Source organism: Pseudomonas ogarae (assembly GCF_014268695.2).
Taxonomy (GTDB): Bacteria; Pseudomonadota; Gammaproteobacteria; order Pseudomonadales; family Pseudomonadaceae; genus Aquipseudomonas; species Aquipseudomonas kilonensis.
This window is the reverse complement of sequence record NZ_CP077086.1, coordinates 1,933,167-1,950,301: the sequence shown is the minus strand read 5'-3', so window position 1 is coordinate 1,950,301 and position 17,135 is coordinate 1,933,167. Positions and strand designations below refer to the sequence as shown.

Genomic DNA, 17,135 nt, shown 5'->3' with positions numbered 1-17,135 from the left:
CCGAGCGGGAGCAAGCTCCCTCGCCACAAAATGCAGCATCCAGCTCTTTTCACTTAACCAACGGGTACCGCCCCATGTCTGCTCAAACACCGGATTCAGCCGCCCGAAGCTACTTCGGCAGTTTCAGCAAAAGCGCCGAAAGCGAGTTCATGCCGGAAACCGCCGGCGCCACGCTGCAGGACTCGCCCCGCCGCTCGCGGGTGACCGTGTGGCTGGCCGCCGGGTTGATCGTCACCGGGCTGGTCTGGGCGAAGTTCGCGGTGTTGCAGGAAGTCACCACCGGCGAAGGCAAGGCGATTCCGTCGAGCAAGATCCAGGTGATCCAGAACCTGGAGGGCGGCATCGTCACTGAGATATTCGTGCGTGAAGGCCAGATGGTGAACAAGGGCGACACCCTGCTGCGCCTGGACGACACGCGGTTCCTGTCGAACAAGGGCGAAAGCGAGGCCGACCGCTATGCCCTGACAGCCCAGGTCGAGCGCCTGTCGGCCGAGGCCGAGGGCCGGCCGTTCAATCTTTCGGCCGAGGTGATCGCCAAGGCCCCGCAAGTCGCCGAGGACGAGCGCTCACTGTACGAACAACGTCAGCGGCGCCTGGCCAGCGAACAACGCACCCTGACCGAACAGCTGCGGCAGAAGACCCAGGAGCTGGCTGAGTTTCGCTCCAAGCAAGGCCAGTTCAGCTCGGCCCTGGCCTTGCTGCAAGAAGAAATGAACATGTCCGCCCCGCTGGTGCGCACCGGGGCGGTGTCGCCAGTGGAGATCCTGCGGCTCAAACGCAGCGCGGTGGAAATCCGCGGTTCGCTCAACGCCACCACCCTGGCCATTCCCCGGGCCGAATCGGCGATCAATGAGATCAAGAGCAAGATCGACGAATCGGAACAGACCTTTCGCTCCGAAGCAGCCAAGGACCTCAACGAGAAACGCACCGAACTGTCGAAAATCACCGCCTCGAGCATCGCCATCGACGACCGCGTGACCCGCACCACCGTGGTCTCGCCGGTGCATGGGGTGATCAAGCAACTGAAGGTCAACACCATCGGCGGCGTGGTGCAACCGGGCAACGACATGGTGGAAATCGTGCCCCTGGAAGACAACCTGCTGATCGAAGCCAAGGTCCGCCCTCAGGACGTGGCGTTCCTACACCCAGGCCAGAAAGCCATGGTCAAATTCAGCGCCTACGACTACACGATCTACGGCGGAATGAGCGCCAAGCTCGAACTGATCGGCGCCGACACCATCACCGACGACAAGGGCAACAGCTTCTACCTGATCCAGGTGCGTACCGATAAAAATCACTTGGGTGGGGATGCCAAACCCTTGCTGATCATTCCGGGGATGGTGGCGACGGTGGACATCATCACCGGGGAGAAAAGTGTGTTGGATTACTTGCTCAAGCCAGTGTTGAAGGCGCGGACCGAGGCGATGCGTGAGCGCTGATCCGAATTTACCCCGACCCCGTGGCGAGGGAGCTTGCTCCCGCTGGGCTGCGCAGCAGCCCCAAGACTATTCACCTCGTTGTGTCAGGCAGACCGCGCCAGCAGGTTTTACGGAGGCTGCGCCGCCGAGCGGGAGCAAGCTCCCTCGCCACAGGTGCCTCTAAACCCCGCCATGGTTCTTCTGGTAAGTCTCCTCCCCCATCGCCGCAATCTGCCCCTCGATCAACGCCTCGAACGGCCTCAGCAACCCCTCGAAGCTCGCTGGCGCCTCAAGCACCTGCAACGCCTGGACAATCGCCTCCACCGTCGACAACGCACCCGGCCCTGGCGCCTTGCGCAAACGATAACGAGACACCCCGCCCTCGGCCAATGTCACCCTCGGCAGCGCCGCCAGCAGCGGGTTGAGGTGCAACAGCTTGCGCGCCTTGCGCCAGGTGCCATCGGGCACGACCAGCAGCAACGGCTCATCGGAGCGCGCATAAGCCTGCAACGGCTGGGCATCGTCAGCCGGAAACAACAACCGCGCCTGATAACCCGGCTGATTGAGCAACCTGGGCAAATCCTCGAACACCTCGCCCACGATCAGTTCAGCGTTGTTAAGCCCCAACGCCGCCAAGCGGGCGGTGTTCAAGGCATGGTTCACTTCGCTGGGATGCTGCAACAGCAAGACGCGGGTGCGGCTGTCGAGGCTGGGGATCAACGGGCACAGACAGTGGCTTTGCGGCCTGAGGCAACGCGGGCATTGAGTTCTGGACATGGTCACGCCTGATTCAGTTGAGCTTTGAGCAAATCGAGGAAGGTCTGGATCAGCGGCTCGCGGCTGCGACCACGGCGTACGATCATCGAAAACGGCGCCTGATAACCGAAGGTCGCCGGCAGCAGTACGCGCAAGTCACCCTTGTCGACCCAAGCCTGGGCGTAGTGCTCGGGCAGGTAACCAACGTAGGCCCCGGACAACACCAGGATCAACTGCGCCTCCATACTCTCCACCGTCGCCGCGCTGTGCTTGAAGCCATGGCGAGCCAGTTCGGCCTGGCTCCAGTAACCGCGCCCGACCATGCGCTGCTGAGTGATGACCTGCTCGGGGATGCGCCGCTCGTTGAACAGCGGGTGACGGTTGCTGCAATACAACCAGTGCTGCTCACGGTACAGCGGCATGTAGACCAGCCCGCTCATGCGCGTGGAGAACGCACCGATGGCCAGGTCCAGGCGGTTGTCCTGCACGCCGAGTTGCAATTCGTAAGGGCTCATGACCGACAGGTGCAAATGCACCGCCGGATGCTCCTGGCTGTAGGCACCGATGGCTTCGGCGAACGGTAAGGCCTTGTCGCTGACGGTAGAGTCAATCACTCCCAGGTTCAGCGTGCCGCGCAGTTCACCCTTGAGCGCTGCCGCGTACTGCTCGAACCCTTCGAGCTCACCCAACAGGCGCAGGGTTTCCTGATGGAACAACTCGCCCTTGCTGGTCAGGCTGAACCCACCCCGGCCACGATGACACAACACCAGGCCCAGGGCCGACTCAAGCTGGCTCATGTAGGTGCTGATGGCCGACGTGGACAGGTTGAGCTCGTGCTGAGCATTGGCGAAACCCTGGTGCCGGACCACGCTGACAAAAATGCGCAGCAGTTTCAGGTCGGGTAGAGCGTTGGCCATGGGGTGTCTCCGGATCACACATAGACAGAACTTGTCGCGCTTTTGTGGCGAGGGAGCTTGCTCCCGCTCGGCGGCGCAGCCGTCGCAAAACCTGTCGACACGATCTACCTGATGCACCGAGGTGAATGGTTTTGGGGCTGCTTCGCAGCCCAGCGGGAGCAAGCTCCCTCGCCACAGGGGGCATCATCTGCCCAGGATTGAGTTGCTGCGAAGTCTATCGCCCCACCCGCCATTAGTTTAGAAAAATCTGAACTAAGTATTTGCCCCTAGCGATTCTTCGCGGCAATGGCTTTTCGCAGAATCGGCCCCTGATAAATAAAACAACGATGAGGCCCTACCCGTGGACAAGATTCTTCACCAACCACTGGGCGGCAACGAAATGCCGCGCTTCGGCGGCATCGCCACCATGATGCGACTCCCCCATTTGCAAACCGCTGCCGGCCTGGACGCTGCGTTCGTCGGCGTGCCGCTGGACATCGGCACCTCCCTGCGCGCCGGCACCCGATTCGGGCCGCGGGAAATCCGCGCCGAATCCGTGATGATCCGCCCCTACAACATGGCCACTGGCGCCGCGCCGTTCGACTCGCTGTCGGTGGCCGACATCGGCGACGTGCCGATCAACACCTTCAACCTGCTGGACGCGGTGCGGATCATCGAGGAGTCGTACCACAAGATCCTCGAACACAACGTCATCCCCCTGACCCTGGGCGGCGATCACACCATCACCCTGCCGATCCTGCGGGCCATCCACAAGAAACACGGCAAGGTCGGCCTGGTGCACATCGATGCCCACGCCGATGTGAACGACCACATGTTCGGTGAGAAAATCGCCCACGGCACCACCTTCCGCCGCGCCGTGGAAGAAGGCCTGCTCGATTGCGACCGCGTGGTGCAGATCGGCCTGCGGGCCCAGGGCTACACCGCCGATGACTTCAATTGGAGCCGCAACCAGGGTTTCCGCGTGGTCCAGGCCGAAGAGTGCTGGCACAAATCCCTGGCCCCGCTGATGGCCGAAGTACGTGAGAAAGTCGGCGGCGGCCCGGTGTACCTGAGCTTCGACATCGACGGTATCGACCCGGCCTGGGCGCCAGGCACCGGCACTCCGGAAATCGGCGGCCTGACCACCATCCAGGCGATCGAAATCGTCCGTGGCTGCCAAGGCCTCGACCTGGTCGGTTGCGATCTGGTAGAAGTCTCGCCGCCGTACGACACCACTGGCAACACCTCGCTGCTGGGCGCCAACCTGCTGTACGAGATGCTCTGCGTACTGCCTGGCGTGGTTCATCGCTGAGGTGCGGTCATGAACGATCGAGATCAGGTTCTCAAGGCCGCCGCCGAATTGGTGTCGGCCTTCGCCCGCAATGACCGTGACGCCTACTTCGGCGCGTTCACGGCCGATGCGAGTTTCGTGTTCTACACCCTCGAACAGCCCCTGCTGTCACGCGATGCCTACCTGGCGTTGTGGGATCGCTGGCGGTCCGAGGATGGCTTCGAGGTGCTCAATTGCACGTCGAGCAACGCCTTCGTCAGCCTGCAAGGGGACGTGGCGATTTTCATCCATGACGTGGCCACCGAGCTGCGCATGCAAGGGGAGCTGCACTTTAGCCAGGAGCGCGAAACCATTGTGTTTCGCCGAGAACAACAAGGCCTATGGCTGGCCTGTCACGAACATTTGTCCGCAATGCCGGAAGGGCTGCCATCCCCTTAGCAACAGGCGACATTCACACACGATGAATGCGCCTCGATGATCGGAGCAGATCATGAATAACAATAACGATAAAAGCCTTACGCACATTGAAACCAACGGGGTCGAACAGATCCCCGACCACGAACGCAGCGCCGGTCCGGGCGACCTGTTTCGCCTGATTTTCGGCGGTGCCAACACCTTCGCCACCGCCGTGCTCGGCAGTTTCCCAGTGCTGTTCGGTCTGTCATTCCAGGCCGGGGTCTGGGCCATTGTGCTGGGCGTCCTGGTGGGTTCGATCATTCTCGCGCCGATGGGCCTGTTCGGCCCGCTCAACGGCACCAACAACGCCGTTTCTTCCGGGGCACACTTCGGCGTGCACGGACGGATCGTCGGCTCGTTCCTCTCGTTGCTGACCGCCATCGCGTTCTTCTCGCTGTCGGTCTGGAGCTCTGGGGATGCGTTGATCGGCGGCGCCAAACGGTTGATCGGCATGCCAGAGACCGACCTGAGCCTGGGCCTGGCCTACGGCCTGTTCGCCCTGCTGGTGTTGACGGTGTGCATCTATGGCTTTCGCTTCATGCTGTGGGTCAACCGCATCGCAGTATGGGCGGCCAGCCTGCTGTTTTTGCTGGGCATCCTGGCCTTCGCACCGACTTTCGACAGCCAGTTCGCCGGCACGGTCAGCCTCGGCCAGCCGGGCTTCTGGGCGGCGTTTATCGGCGCGGCGCTGGTGGCCATGAGTAACCCGATTTCCTTCGGTGCGTTCCTCGGTGACTGGTCGCGCTACATCCCCCGCAATACGCCCAAGCGCCGCATCATGCTGGCCGTGATCGCTGCGCAACTGGCGACGTTGATCCCGTTCCTGTTCGGCCTCGCCACCGCCACCATCGTGGCGATCAAGGCGCCGGACTACATCGCGGCCAACAACTACGTGGGCGGATTGCTGGCAGTTTCGCCAAGCTGGTTCTTCCTGCCGGTGTGCCTGATCGCGGTGATCGGCGGCATGTCCACCGGCACCACCTCGCTGTATGGCACCGGCCTGGACATGTCCAGCGTGTTTCCACGGGTGCTGTCGCGGGTCAAGGCGACGCTGCTGATCGGCGTGCTGTCGATTGCCTTCATCTTCATCGGACGCTTCGCCGCGAACCTGGTGCAGAGCGTCTCGACCTTCGCCGTGCTGATCATCACCTGCACCACGCCGTGGATGGTGATCATGATCATCGGCCTGCTGGTGCGCCGTGGCTTCTACTGCCCGGATGACCTGCAAGTGTTCACCCGCGGCGAAACCGGCGGGCGCTACTGGTTCAGCCACGGCTGGAACTGGCGCGGCCTGGGGGCATGGATCCCCAGCGCGCTGGTGGGGTTGTGCTTCGTCAACCTGCCGGGGCAGTTCGTCGGGCCGCTGGGGGAACTGGCCGGCGGGATCGATATCAGCCTGCCCGTGACCCTGGGCCTGGCCTCGGTGGTGTACCTGGCGTTGCTGGGGCTGTTTCCAGAGCCGGCGGCGGTGTATGGGCCGCAAGATCCGCGTAGCAAGGGTTCGGTCTCGCCGAGCGCTGAACCTGTGGCGAGGGGATTTATCCCCGCTGGAGCGCGCAGCGCTCCCAAATCCTGACATCTCGATGTGCCTGACAGATTGAGTTGGCTGCCATGGGGCTGCTGCGCAGCCCAGCGGGGATAAATCCCCTCGCCACAACTCCATCTGTCCACGGCGCCATCTCGACTTTCTACAAAAAAGACAATCGGAGACACGCCACCATGGCTTTGGACTTAATCGTCGTTCTTCTACGCCGCCGGCATGATCGCCCTCGGCTGGTACGGCATGCGCCGCGCCAAGACCCGTGACGACTACCTGGTCGCCGGGCGCAACCTCGGCCCGGGCTTTTACCTGGGCACCATGGCCGCCACCGTCCTGGGCGGTGCGTCCACCATTGGCACCGTGCGCCTGGGCTACGTCTACGGCATTTCCGGATTCTGGTTGTGCGGCGCCATTGGCCTGGGCATCGTCGGCCTCAGCCTGTTCCTCGCCAAGCCGTTGCTCAAGCTGAAGATCTACACCGTGACCCAAGTGCTGGAGCGCCGCTACAACCCGGCCGCACGCCAGGCCAGTGCGTTGATCATGCTGGTTTACGCACTGATGATCGGTGCCACCTCGACCATCGCCATCGGCACCGTGATGCAGGTGCTGTTCGGCTTGCCGTTCTGGGTGTCGATCCTGGTGGGCGGCGGCGTGGTGGTGCTGTATTCCACCATCGGCGGCATGTGGTCGCTGACCCTCACCGACATCGTGCAATTTCTGATCATGACCGTTGGCCTGGTGTTCCTGCTGATGCCAATGTCCATCGTCGATGCCGGCGGCTGGGATGCGATGGTGGCGGCCTTGCCGGCCAGCTACTTCGATTTCACCGCGATTGGCTGGGACACCATCCTCACCTATTTCCTGATCTACTTCTTCGGCATTTTCATCGGCCAGGACATCTGGCAGCGGGTGTTCACCGCTCGCAGCGAAGGCGTGGCCAAAGTGGCTGGCACCGCCGCCGGCCTGTACTGCGTGCTGTACGGCCTGGCCGGTGCGTTGATCGGCATGGCGGCCAAGGTATTGCTGCCGGACCTTGCGAACGTCAACAACGCCTTCGCCAGCATCGTCCAGACCAGCCTGCCCAACGGCATTCGTGGATTGGTGATCGCCGCCGCCCTGGCAGCCTTGATGTCCACTGCCGCAGCGGGCCTGCTCGCGGCATCCACCACGGTCGTCCAGGACTTGCTGCCCCGTCTGCGCCAGGGCCGTGAGAGTGGCAATGGCGACGTCCACGAGAACCGCATCGCGACCCTGCTGATGGGGGCGGTGGTGTTGGTGATCGCCCTGGTGGTCAGCGACGTCATCAGTGCCCTGACCCTGGCCTACAACCTGTTGGTGGGCGGCATGCTGATCCCTCTGATCGGCGCCATCTACTGGAAACGCGCCACCACCGCTGGCGCAATCACCAGCATGTCGCTGGGCTTCCTGACCGCGCTGCTCTTCATGCTCAAGGACGGCCTGGACGCCAACACGCCGATCTACTACAGCCTGAGCGTGGCGCTGGTGAGTTTTGTGCTGGTGAGCTTGTTGTCGCCACGGCCGAGTGCGGTGGCCAAGGTAGTCTGACCGACAACCCTGGGCAATGAGATCCCTGTGGGAGCGAGCTTGCTCGCGATGACGGCGGTGCATTCAACATGGATGCATGCCGGTCCAACGCTATCGCGAGCAAGCTCGCTCCCACATTGGTTGTCTTCAGGCATAAAAAAGATCGCAGTTCCGGGCCATCTCAATTGAAATGGTCCGGAACTGCGATCTCTCCAAATTCCTGGTGGGTTTACCGGCGGCGCGGCTGGCGGCGGCGTTGCTCGTCATCGGTGCGGATCGGTACCGGTTGCATCGGTGGCTCGATCAGGCCAAGCGCGACACCCAGGTCGTGAAGCCAATTCTGGATTTTCTCTTTCATCGTGGTGCCCCCTCAGGGTGGTACGAGCGGCAAATTACTGTGGCCCCTTCGCACTGATAATAGTCCGATGTTCTACGCAATGCTCGTCTCAGTTTGCAATGATCTGTTACTGAATTGATCCAAATCCACCTCCCGGAGTTCAAGCCGATTGCGCCGTCGTCATGGGCGCTCGCGGCCAGGCCTGTTGTTGCAATTCGATCCAAGCGTTGAGGTTGGCCCCAACCATGCCTTTGCGCCACATCAGCCAGGTCGTGGCGCTGGCAAACGGCTCGGCCAGCGGATGCACCGTCACCCGCTCGCGGCCCGGCAGGCTGGCCAGCATCGACTCGGACATCAACGCCACCCCGGACCCGGCGATCACACACGCCAGCATCCCTTGGTAAGACTCGATTTCCATCGCCCGGCCCATGGTCGCGTGGTCATGGGCAAACCAGGCCTCCAAGCGCATCCGGTATGAGCAGCCACGCCGGAACGTGAACACGGCGCGGCCCTGCACATCCAGCGCGCTGCTTACCGGCGCATGATCGGCCTCGGTAATCAGCACCAACCGCTCGTCGCACAACGGCACGCCATCGAGCCCCGCCAGCTCCAGCGGGCCGTCCACCAACGCCGCGTCGAGCCGATTGGTGAGCAGGCCCTCAAACAATTCGCCGCTCGGCCCGGACTGCACTTGCAGGTTCACCGCCGGATACGCTCGGTGATAAGCCGCCAGCAGGTCCGGCAGATGCGTCGCTGCCGTGCTGTACATCGTGCCCAGCAGGAAATCCCCGGCCGGCTGCCCGCCCTGCACGGCGGCATGGGCTTCGTCGTGCAAGGCGAACAGCTTGGCCGCGTAGTCCAACAGGACTTTTCCTGCCGGTGATAACTGCAAACGCTGACGCTCACGCAGGAAAAGGTCCACGCCCAATTGCTCTTCAAGCTGCTTGAGCCGGGTCGACAGGTTCGACGGCACCCGGTGCAGGCGCTCGGCGGCCCGGGTGATGGAACCTTCCTCGGCCACGGCCTGGAAAATCCGCAATTGGCTGAACTCCATGACCTTCTCCAAAAAAGAACAAGTTACTCACTATTATTCATTTTTAATGAAAGTCAATCAGTCCTAGCCTGACGGTCATTCGCCCCGACACCCGGAGAACGACCATGTCACCTCTAATTCGCCTGCTCGGCAGTTTCATCGCGCTGATGATGGCCATGGGCATTGGCCGCTTCGCCCTTACACCGCAGTTACCTCATTTGATCGGCGAAGGTCAGGTCGACTTGACCGCCGCCGGTCTGATTGCCGCGGCCAACTACCTGGGCTATTTCCTCGGCGCGCTGGACGCCATGTTCGCCCACCGCCCGGAACAGGTGCGGCGACGGTTGCTCGGCGGCCTTTGGCTGTGCGTGCTGCTGACCCTGGCGTCGTTCTGGGCCTGGGGTTTCTGGCCACACCTGGCATTGCGTTTTGGCACCGGTGTGGCGAGCGCCTGGGTGATGGTGATGATCACCGCCCTGAGCCAACCCTTGGCAGCGGCGGCGGGACGGCCACGGCTCGGCGCCCTGGTATTTGCCGGACCTGGATTGGGGATTTTTCTGACAGGTTTGTTGGCGTTGGGCTCGAACCTGCTGGGCCAGACCTCTGCGACCCTGTGGCTGGTGTATGCCGGCGTGGGGTTGGCGATGTTGCTGGTGATCCTGCCGATCCTGCCGCAACCCGCCGCAACCGCGACCGTTGCCGCGCCGGTCACTCCCTCACCGAACGGTGGCATCGCTCGACTCGGTGTGGTGTACGCCCTGTACGGCCTGGGCTACATCATCCCGGCCACGTTCCTGTCGCAAATGGCCTCGGCGCAGTTCCACGGGCAATGGCTGGCCGACCTGTTCTGGCCCTGCTTCGGCCTGGCTGCCGCCAGCGGCGTGTTGTTGGTCAGCCTGCGTCGCCCCAACCCGAACACCACCGGTCGCTGGCTGATCGGTACGCTCTGGCTGCAAGCCGCCGGCGTATTTGCCTGCCTGCTGGGCAGCGGGCCGGGGCTGGCGTTGGGGGTGCTCCTGTGTGGCGCGCCGTTCTTGGCCTGCATGCAGCTGGTGATGCTGCGCTCCCGGGAGCTGGCGCCCCACGCCACCCAGCGCAACGCGGGCCTGTTGACCGCCTGTTTTGCTGTGGGTCAGCTCAGCGGGCCACTGCTGGCGGCGCTGAGCAGCCATTTCAGCGGCGGCCTGCAACCGGCCCTGATCATCGCCGGCAGCGGTCTACTGCTGGCCGGTGGCCTGCTGCTGCGGCCCGCCAGCCAGGGCGCGGCAAGGCCTTGCGCCCAGACCGCCCTGCGTTGATCAGGCCTGGCCGGCCGGGCTGAACGCTTTGTTCGACTGCGCGGCCGACTCGCGCCGCGCCAAGGCGAAATATAACACCCCACCGAGGAAGCAACCGGTGAACCAGGCAAAGTTGGCCATCGGTTGCAGCAGCGGCGTGAAGGTGATCGCCACGCCCATCAACGTTGCCGGGACCAACGCCTTGACTGCAGTCCAGTTGATGCCGCCGCTGTAGTAATAGCGCCCGCTCGGCCCGTCATTGAACAGCGCATCGACGTCGATCTGCTGTTTTTTGATCAGGTAGTAATCCACCAGCAGGATCCCGAACAGCGGGCCGATAAATGCCGCCAGCACGTCCAGGGTGTAGTGGATCACTTCAGGGTTGTTGAACAGGTTCCACGGCGTGATGAAAATCGAGGCCACCGCCGCGATCATGCCGCCGACGCGCCAGCTGATCTTGCTCGGCGCGACGTTGGCGAAGTCGAACGCCGGGGAGACGAAATTGGCGACAATGTTGATGCCGATGGTGGCGGTCACGAAGGCAAAGGCGCCCAGCAAGACGGCCACATCGTTGTCGATGCGCGCCACGGTGGCGATCGGGTCATGGAGCATTTCGCCGAACACCGGCAAGGTCCCGGAAACAATCACCACGGTGACCAGGGAGAACGCCAGGAAATTCACCGGCAGCCCCCAGAAATTGCCCCGGCGTACGTCAGACATGCTCCGGCAGTAACGGCTGAAATCGCCGAAGTTCAGGGTCGGACCGGAAAAGTACGACACCACCAACGCCGTCGCCACGATCACCTGGCCGAACGCCTGCCAGCCGGACAAGGATTTTTCCGCCAGGGTGAAGCTGATATTGCTCCAACCGGCCTTCCACACGATCCAACCGGCCAACAGGAACATCACCGCATACACCACTGGTCCGGCCCAGTCGATGAAACGACGGATCGATTCCATACCGGTCCAGAACACCAGCGCCTGGACGAACCACAAGCTGAGGAAACCGAACCAGCCCAGGTAGGACAAGCCGGCAAAATGCGGCGTCGCGTAGGCTTCCATCGAAGGAAAAAACCGCAACACCACGATGATCAGCGCACTGGAGGCCAGGTACGTCTGAATCCCGTACCAGGCCACGGCGATCAAGCCACGAATGACTGCAGGAATATTCGCCCCGAACACGCCGAACGCCAACCGGCAGATCACCGGATACGGCACTGCCGCCTGCTGGCTCGGTTTGGCGACCAGATTGGCGATCAACTGCACAATGCAGATACCGCCGAGCAAGGCAATCAACACCTGCCAACTCGCCAACCCCAGTGCGAACAGGCTGGCGGCAAACACATAGCCGCCCACACTGTGCACATCGCTCATCCAGAACGCGAAGATGTTGTACCAATTCCATTTCTGCGGCAGCGGGCCCAAGTCCTCATTATAGAGGCGGGGGCTGTAGCCGTTGGGCAATTGCTCGGACATTGCGGGGCTCCTTTGAGTACCACCGTGCCCCCGTATCGACCTGCTCACCATACTGCGCACGGGAGCCGGCATGGTTTGTATACGCGTTGCTACGCAGAATGCGTGCCATAGGCGCTGAATGTGAGACAAACCGGGGTGTGGAGCGGGGGTTAAAGTCGAGCAGGAGCAGGCATGCGCCCACGAACAGGGCGCGAGTGCATGCTAAAGGTGCAGGGTTTTGTATACAGAGGAAAGTCGCAGCGCGCCGCTATGTGGGAGCAAAGCTTGCTCGCGAAACAGGCGCCTCGGTTTCAGAAAGACCGCATCGCCTTCATCGCGGGCAAGCCTTGCTCCCACAGCTGGCCTCCCTGGCCACATAAAACCCTTACTTGCCACAGATGCTGTGGCTCGACTGAAGATCAGCTCAATTCAATGCGATCGGCATGAATGACAATCTGCCCATTCTTGTACAGCGCACCAATGGCTTTCTTGAAGTTGCCCTTGCTCACGCCAAACAGGCTGCTGATCAGCGCCGGGTCGCTCTTGTCGCTGACCGGCAAGGTGCCGTTGTTCTCACGCAACTTGGCGAGGATCTTCGCGTTAAGGCTGGTGGCGGCTTCCTGGCCCACCGGCTGCAGGCTCAGGCTGATCTTGCCGTCCGGGCGGATTTCCTTGATGAAGCCTTTTTCCTGTTTGCCGGCGCGCATGAACTTGAAGATTTCGTTCTTGTGGATCAGGCCCCAGTGCTTGTTATTGATGATCGCCTTGAACCCCATGTCGGTGGCTTCGGCGACCAGCAAATCCACTTCCTGGCCCGGCGTATAGTTGGCCGGGGTCTTGTCCAGATAACGGTCCAGGCGCGCTGTGGCGGTGATGCGGCGGGTGTGCTTGTCGAGGTAGACATGCACCACGCAGTACTCGCCAGCGGTCATCTGGCGCTTTTCTTCGGAATACGGCAGCAACAGGTCCTTGGGCAGGCCCCAGTCCAGGAACACGCCGATGCTATTGACCTCAACCACTTTCAGGCTGGCGAATTCACCCACCTGAACTTTGGGTTTTTCCGTGGTGGCGATCAGTTTGTCGTCGCTGTCCAGATAAATGAAAACATTGAGCCAGTCTTCATCTTCACTGGGAATATCCTTGGGAATATATCGATTGGGCAGCAGGATTTCGCCGTCCGCACCGCCGTCCAGATATAAACCGAAGTTAGTGTGTTTAACCACTTGCAAACTGTTGTAGCGCCCGACTAAAGCCATTTCCAATACCCTCATTGCGTGGGTGGCATTCTACCCGGTTTTGCAGCGCGATTCGTGGCCGCAGGCAAGGTTTGCCAGCAAGGCCCTGCACAACCGTTGATTTTCATGGGCTTTCGCCCCAGCCACGGCCATTCGTCAGGCGGGCGGCGCTGCGTATCGCTCGCCATCGGCGCCCTATTTCTCCCCCGGTTGTTATTTAAAACAGAGGCTTAGGGCAATAATTGCAGGAGAGTCGTCTATTATTCCCGTCACGGCAGCGATAATTCAGAAGGATATTTACCAAGCAATTGTCAAGTATTTCCTGTACGATGCCTGGCCCAATTAATTATCTACAGGTTAATGGTCGTCATGCGCGTAAAAGCATCCAACAGCAAATCAAAGCCAGCTCCAGCCGTTGAAACCAGCGAGTCGATCAACGACCAGATCGCTGCGTTCCTCAAGTCCGGCGGCGAGATCCAGCAAATTGCCAAAGGCGTCAGCGGCCAGACATTCGGCCCGTCCAAGCAGATCAGCCTGGGCAAGAAGTAAGCTGCGCATCACCTGGTCCCAAAGCGCTTTGAGCTTCGAAGCGCTTGGACTGGAACCCTCCCCGTCTCACCCATTTCCCATGAATCGACGAACGGCCCTCGCTGCCGAGCATTCGCCGGTATGCTTGCACCTCTCTAGCTCAAGCGTTTCAGCTTAATTACCGATCCTGCTTCTCGCTTTTCATGGAGTGAAGCATGCGCGCCCCTATCGCTCTGCTGATGATCAGCCTATTGCCATGTTCCCTCGCTCAGGGGCAGGTATTCCAGCGCGAACTCGGCGACTTCGACCTCAAACTCGGCACCACCCCCAGCCGCAGCATGGCCCAGGGCCTGGTCACGCCGTCGAGCACCGGTTCGTTCCATGGTGGCCTGGACCTGAGCCACGACAGCGGCTGGTACGTCGGCCAGTGGTCCCCCAGCGCCGGCCTGACATCGTCCACCAACCTTGAGGTCGATTCCTACATAGGCTTTAAACAACCCTTCGACCAGACCCTGGGCTACGAAGTCGGCCTGATCCACTACAGCTACCCCACCGTAGATACCCTCGACAGCCAGGAGTTCTACGGCGGCCTGACCGTACTCGGCAGCCGTTTTGGCGCAGCCCTGAGCAACGATCCGGACAAACAGAACAGCACGCTGTTTGCCGACCTGGGTGGCAATGTGCCGTTCGGCATTGGCATCAGCGCCAAATACACCACCCACCAGCTCAACACCCCGGTCTCGGTCGAGAACGGTTATGTCGGCAGTTTCAGCGACTGGTCATTGAAAATTTCCCGCCCCTGGATGGGCATCGACCTGGACCTGATCTACAGCGACTCAAGCCTCAGCGGCAGCAGTTGCTCGGCCTACTCCGGCCACAACAGCGAATGCGACAGCCTGCTGACCCTCAAGATGGCCCATCCTTTTTACTAAGCGTTACTTATTCGATCGGCTGAACTGCCGCGCGCCTGCCATGCTCAAACAAAGCACCTACGCCTTTGCAAGGACTCGCTCATGCCGCGCTGGTTGACCCGCACCGCCATGTTCATCGCCCTGCTGCTGACGCTCACCGCCTGCAGCCGTATAGGCCTGGCCTACCGCAACCTCGACCTGATCATCCCCTGGACCCTCAACGATTACCTGGAGATCAACGGCGAGAAAAAGGACTGGTTCAACGAACGCCTCGAGGAACACCTTAGCTGGCATTGCACCACCCAGTTGCCCGGCTACCTCGACTGGCTGGATCGCCTCAAGACCATGGTGCAAACCGAGCAGGTAACCGACGAAGCCCTGCAGCAGCGTACCCGGGAAGCCAAGGCCGCCATCGCCGAAACCGCCCGGGCAATCACCCCTTCGGCCATCGAACTGCTGCAAGGCCTGAACGACGACCAGGTCGATGACATGGACGCCGCCTTCGTCAAGGACCAGCGCAAACGCCAGCAGCAATACCTCAAGCCGACGTTGCAGGAGCAGATCCAGCAACGCAGCGAACGCATGGTCAAACGCCTGAACGACTGGCTCGGCCCGCTCAACGACGCCCAGCGCCAACGGGTGATGGCCTGGTCCACCGCCCTGGGTGACCAGAACCAGCAATGGATCGCCAACCGCGCCCACTGGCAAAACCAGTTCAGCGAAGCCGTAGCCCAACGCCACAGCCCCGACTTTCCCAAACGCATCGAGCAATTGCTGGTCAACCGCGAAAGCCTCTGGACCCCCGCCTACCGCGAAGCCTTCAGCAAAACCGAAGCCCAGGCCCGCAGCCTGCTGGTGGACCTGATGGCCGAAAGCACCCCGCCCCAGCGCGAACGGCTGCTGAAGAAAATCGACGGGGTGAAGAAGGATTTCACTGACTTGAAGTGCCTGAAAGCAACACGCTCCTAAAACCACTGAGATCCCATGTGAGAGCGAGCTTGTGTGGGAGCAAGGCTTGCCCGCGATAGCATCACCTCGGTCCATCTGATAGACCGTGTTGCCTGCATCGCGGGCAAGCCTTGCTCCCACACAAGCCCAGCTCCCACAGGGTTCCGTGCAGGCCTGTCAGGCAATCTGCGCCTTAGAAGCCAACTCATCAAACGTAAACTCATCCAGCGCATCCACCTGCTCATCCAGCACTTGGCGCGGATGATCGTTACCCGGAATGCTGCTATCAATCAGGCTCAACAGCCGCGAACCACGCGGCGTCAGCACAAAATTCTCGCCATTGCCGCCCTCTTCCTCCGGCCGCGGCTCAATATAGCCGCGCATGAGCAGCAACTTCTCGTACTCCCCGGCAACCGTTTTCAGATGATCGAGGTTCTCGATCGCCTCGCCTTCAGCCGCCTTCGCCGCCGCATACTGCTCCGCATAAGGCCGAGGGGTAAAGCTGTGGCCGGCGCCGTTCTGCACTTCGTGCAACAACCGTTCGATCAAGTCCCAGTTATAAGTCGTCATCCTGGTCCATCCTCCAAAGAGTGAGATGCCTACTTGGGTTGTGACCGAGGCGCCGCGCCGCCGTTCAGCCGGGTTTCCGGGCGGTCTCAACCTTGAGCCGACCAACGGTCTGTCGAATTGCTCCGAGGCCAAACGACCAACTGTTGAAGGCCGATTTCGCGGCTCTGACCACAGGAGAAATCACCATGAACGTAGAGAATCATCCAGTCGTCTCGCGGGAAGAATGGCTCGCCGCCCGCCGCCAACACCTGGCCCACGAAAAAGCCTTCACCCGCGAACGAGACAAACTCAGCGCCGAACGCCGCGCCCTGCCCTGGGTAAAAATCGAAAAACCCTACCGCTTCCAAGGCCCCCACGGCGAACTGAGCCTGGCCGACCTGTTCGGCGGCCGCAGCCAACTGATCATCTACCACTTCATGTTCGCCGAAGGCTGGAAAGAAGGCTGCCCAGGGTGCTCATTCCTGTCCGACCACATCGACGGTGCCAACCAACACCTGGCCCACCACGACGTCGCCATCGTGGCCGTCTCCCACGCGCCCTTCGCCGAATTCCAACCCTTCAAACGCCGCATGGGCTGGGCCTTCGATTGGGTCTCATCCGAAGGCTGCGACTTCAACTACGACTTCGGCGTCAGCTTCAAAACCGAAGACACCGCCACCGGAAAAGCCACCTACAACTACGAAAAAACCGACACCACCGAAGGCGAACTCCCCGGCCTGAGCGTCTTCTATCGCAACGAAGCCGGCGACATCTTCCACACCTACTCCACCTACGCCCGTGGCCTCGACATCCTGGTCGGCACCTACAACTACCTCGACCTGACGCCCAAGGGCCGCAACGAAGACGAAATCATGGACTGGGTGCGGCATCACGATAAATACGACGAGGCCAAGCCCCACGGCTGCTGCCATGGTTGATGCGCCAATCCGCCCAAGTCGA

The 17,135-nt window shown here is 61.5% G+C and carries 16 protein-coding genes and 1 pseudogene; 10 read left to right on the top strand and 7 right to left on the bottom strand.

Annotated elements, in window-relative coordinates; genetic code table 11:
- The first annotated feature begins 74 nt into the window (after positions 1-74).
- Positions 75-1,439: an HlyD family type I secretion periplasmic adaptor subunit gene (locus HU749_RS08730; protein WP_046062959.1), complete on the top strand. Its 1,365-nt coding sequence runs from the start codon at positions 75-77 to the stop codon at positions 1,437-1,439.
- A gap of 159 nt (positions 1,440-1,598) precedes the next feature.
- On the opposite strand, the gene HU749_RS08725 is transcribed toward HU749_RS08730, so the two are convergent.
- Together HU749_RS08725 and HU749_RS08720 are read right to left on the bottom strand one after the other, a co-directional pair.
- Entirely contained in the window at positions 1,599-2,195 is a 597-nt protein-coding gene (locus HU749_RS08725; protein WP_186649674.1) for a tRNA-uridine aminocarboxypropyltransferase, read from the bottom strand.
- A 2-nt stretch (positions 2,196-2,197) separates the two neighbouring features.
- Complete coding sequence (locus HU749_RS08720) at positions 2,198-3,091, bottom strand: LysR family transcriptional regulator (RefSeq protein WP_186649672.1); 894 nt, start codon at positions 3,089-3,091, stop codon at positions 2,198-2,200.
- 340 nt (positions 3,092-3,431) lie between these two features.
- Between HU749_RS08720 and speB the strand changes: the two genes are divergently transcribed.
- From speB to HU749_RS08700, 4 genes and pseudogenes are all read left to right on the top strand, one after another.
- Complete coding sequence (speB, locus tag HU749_RS08715) at positions 3,432-4,382, top strand: agmatinase (RefSeq protein ID WP_003198979.1); 951 nt, start codon at positions 3,432-3,434, stop codon at positions 4,380-4,382.
- A 9-nt stretch (positions 4,383-4,391) separates the two neighbouring features.
- On the top strand, positions 4,392-4,799 hold the full coding sequence (locus HU749_RS08710; RefSeq protein WP_014337109.1) for a YybH family protein: 408 nt from the start codon (positions 4,392-4,394) through the stop codon (positions 4,797-4,799).
- A gap of 49 nt (positions 4,800-4,848) precedes the next feature.
- On the top strand, positions 4,849-6,393 hold the full coding sequence (locus HU749_RS08705) for a purine-cytosine permease family protein (RefSeq protein WP_225919177.1): 1,545 nt from the start codon (positions 4,849-4,851) through the stop codon (positions 6,391-6,393).
- 143 nt (positions 6,394-6,536) lie between these two features.
- Positions 6,537-7,923 (top strand): annotated as a pseudogene (locus HU749_RS08700) (sodium:solute symporter family protein).
- 208 nt (positions 7,924-8,131) lie between these two features.
- Here HU749_RS08700 and HU749_RS29355 read toward each other — a convergent pair.
- Positions 8,132-8,260, bottom strand: a complete 129-nt coding sequence (locus HU749_RS29355) for a PA1414 family protein (RefSeq protein ID WP_003198971.1) — start codon at positions 8,258-8,260, stop codon at positions 8,132-8,134.
- A 139-nt stretch (positions 8,261-8,399) separates the two neighbouring features.
- On the bottom strand, positions 8,400-9,293 hold the full coding sequence (gene ptrR / locus HU749_RS08695; RefSeq protein ID WP_046062955.1) for a putrescine utilization regulator PtrR: 894 nt from the start codon (positions 9,291-9,293) through the stop codon (positions 8,400-8,402).
- Positions 9,294-9,397: 104 nt separating this feature from the next.
- Between ptrR and HU749_RS08690 the strand changes: the two genes are divergently transcribed.
- Entirely contained in the window at positions 9,398-10,570 is a 1,173-nt protein-coding gene (locus tag HU749_RS08690) for an MFS transporter (RefSeq protein WP_186649667.1), read from the top strand.
- On the opposite strand, the gene HU749_RS08685 is transcribed toward HU749_RS08690, so the two are convergent.
- Both HU749_RS08685 and HU749_RS08680 read right to left on the bottom strand, forming a co-directional pair.
- Complete coding sequence (locus HU749_RS08685; RefSeq protein ID WP_186649664.1) at positions 10,571-12,025, bottom strand: NCS1 family nucleobase:cation symporter-1; 1,455 nt, start codon at positions 12,023-12,025, stop codon at positions 10,571-10,573. It abuts the gene before it with no gap.
- Between the two features lie 398 nt (positions 12,026-12,423).
- Positions 12,424-13,260: a CvfB family protein gene (locus tag HU749_RS08680; protein WP_014337103.1), complete on the bottom strand. Its 837-nt coding sequence runs from the start codon at positions 13,258-13,260 to the stop codon at positions 12,424-12,426.
- Positions 13,261-13,599: 339 nt separating this feature from the next.
- On the opposite strand from HU749_RS08680, the gene HU749_RS08675 reads away from it, so the two are divergent.
- The 3 genes from HU749_RS08675 to HU749_RS08665 all read left to right on the top strand — a co-directional run bounded on the left by HU749_RS08675 (position 13,600) and on the right by HU749_RS08665 (position 15,647).
- A complete protein-coding gene (locus tag HU749_RS08675; RefSeq protein WP_172436054.1) occupies positions 13,600-13,788 on the top strand; it encodes a PFL_1563 family small protein in 189 nt (62 codons plus the stop codon).
- 194 nt (positions 13,789-13,982) lie between these two features.
- On the top strand, positions 13,983-14,699 hold the full coding sequence (locus HU749_RS08670; protein WP_186649662.1) for a TorF family putative porin: 717 nt from the start codon (positions 13,983-13,985) through the stop codon (positions 14,697-14,699).
- 81 nt (positions 14,700-14,780) lie between these two features.
- Positions 14,781-15,647, top strand: coding sequence for a DUF6279 family lipoprotein (locus tag HU749_RS08665; RefSeq protein WP_046062952.1), 867 nt, complete (start codon positions 14,781-14,783; stop codon positions 15,645-15,647).
- A 156-nt stretch (positions 15,648-15,803) separates the two neighbouring features.
- Here the strand turns inward: HU749_RS08665 and HU749_RS08660 are convergent, their stop codons facing one another.
- Positions 15,804-16,196, bottom strand: coding sequence for a transcriptional regulator (locus HU749_RS08660; protein ID WP_079305198.1), 393 nt, complete (start codon positions 16,194-16,196; stop codon positions 15,804-15,806).
- Between the two features lie 185 nt (positions 16,197-16,381).
- Between HU749_RS08660 and HU749_RS08655 the strand changes: the two genes are divergently transcribed.
- Entirely contained in the window at positions 16,382-17,113 is a 732-nt protein-coding gene (locus HU749_RS08655; RefSeq protein WP_095973964.1) for a DUF899 domain-containing protein, read from the top strand.
- Positions 17,114-17,135: the final 22 nt, after the last annotated feature.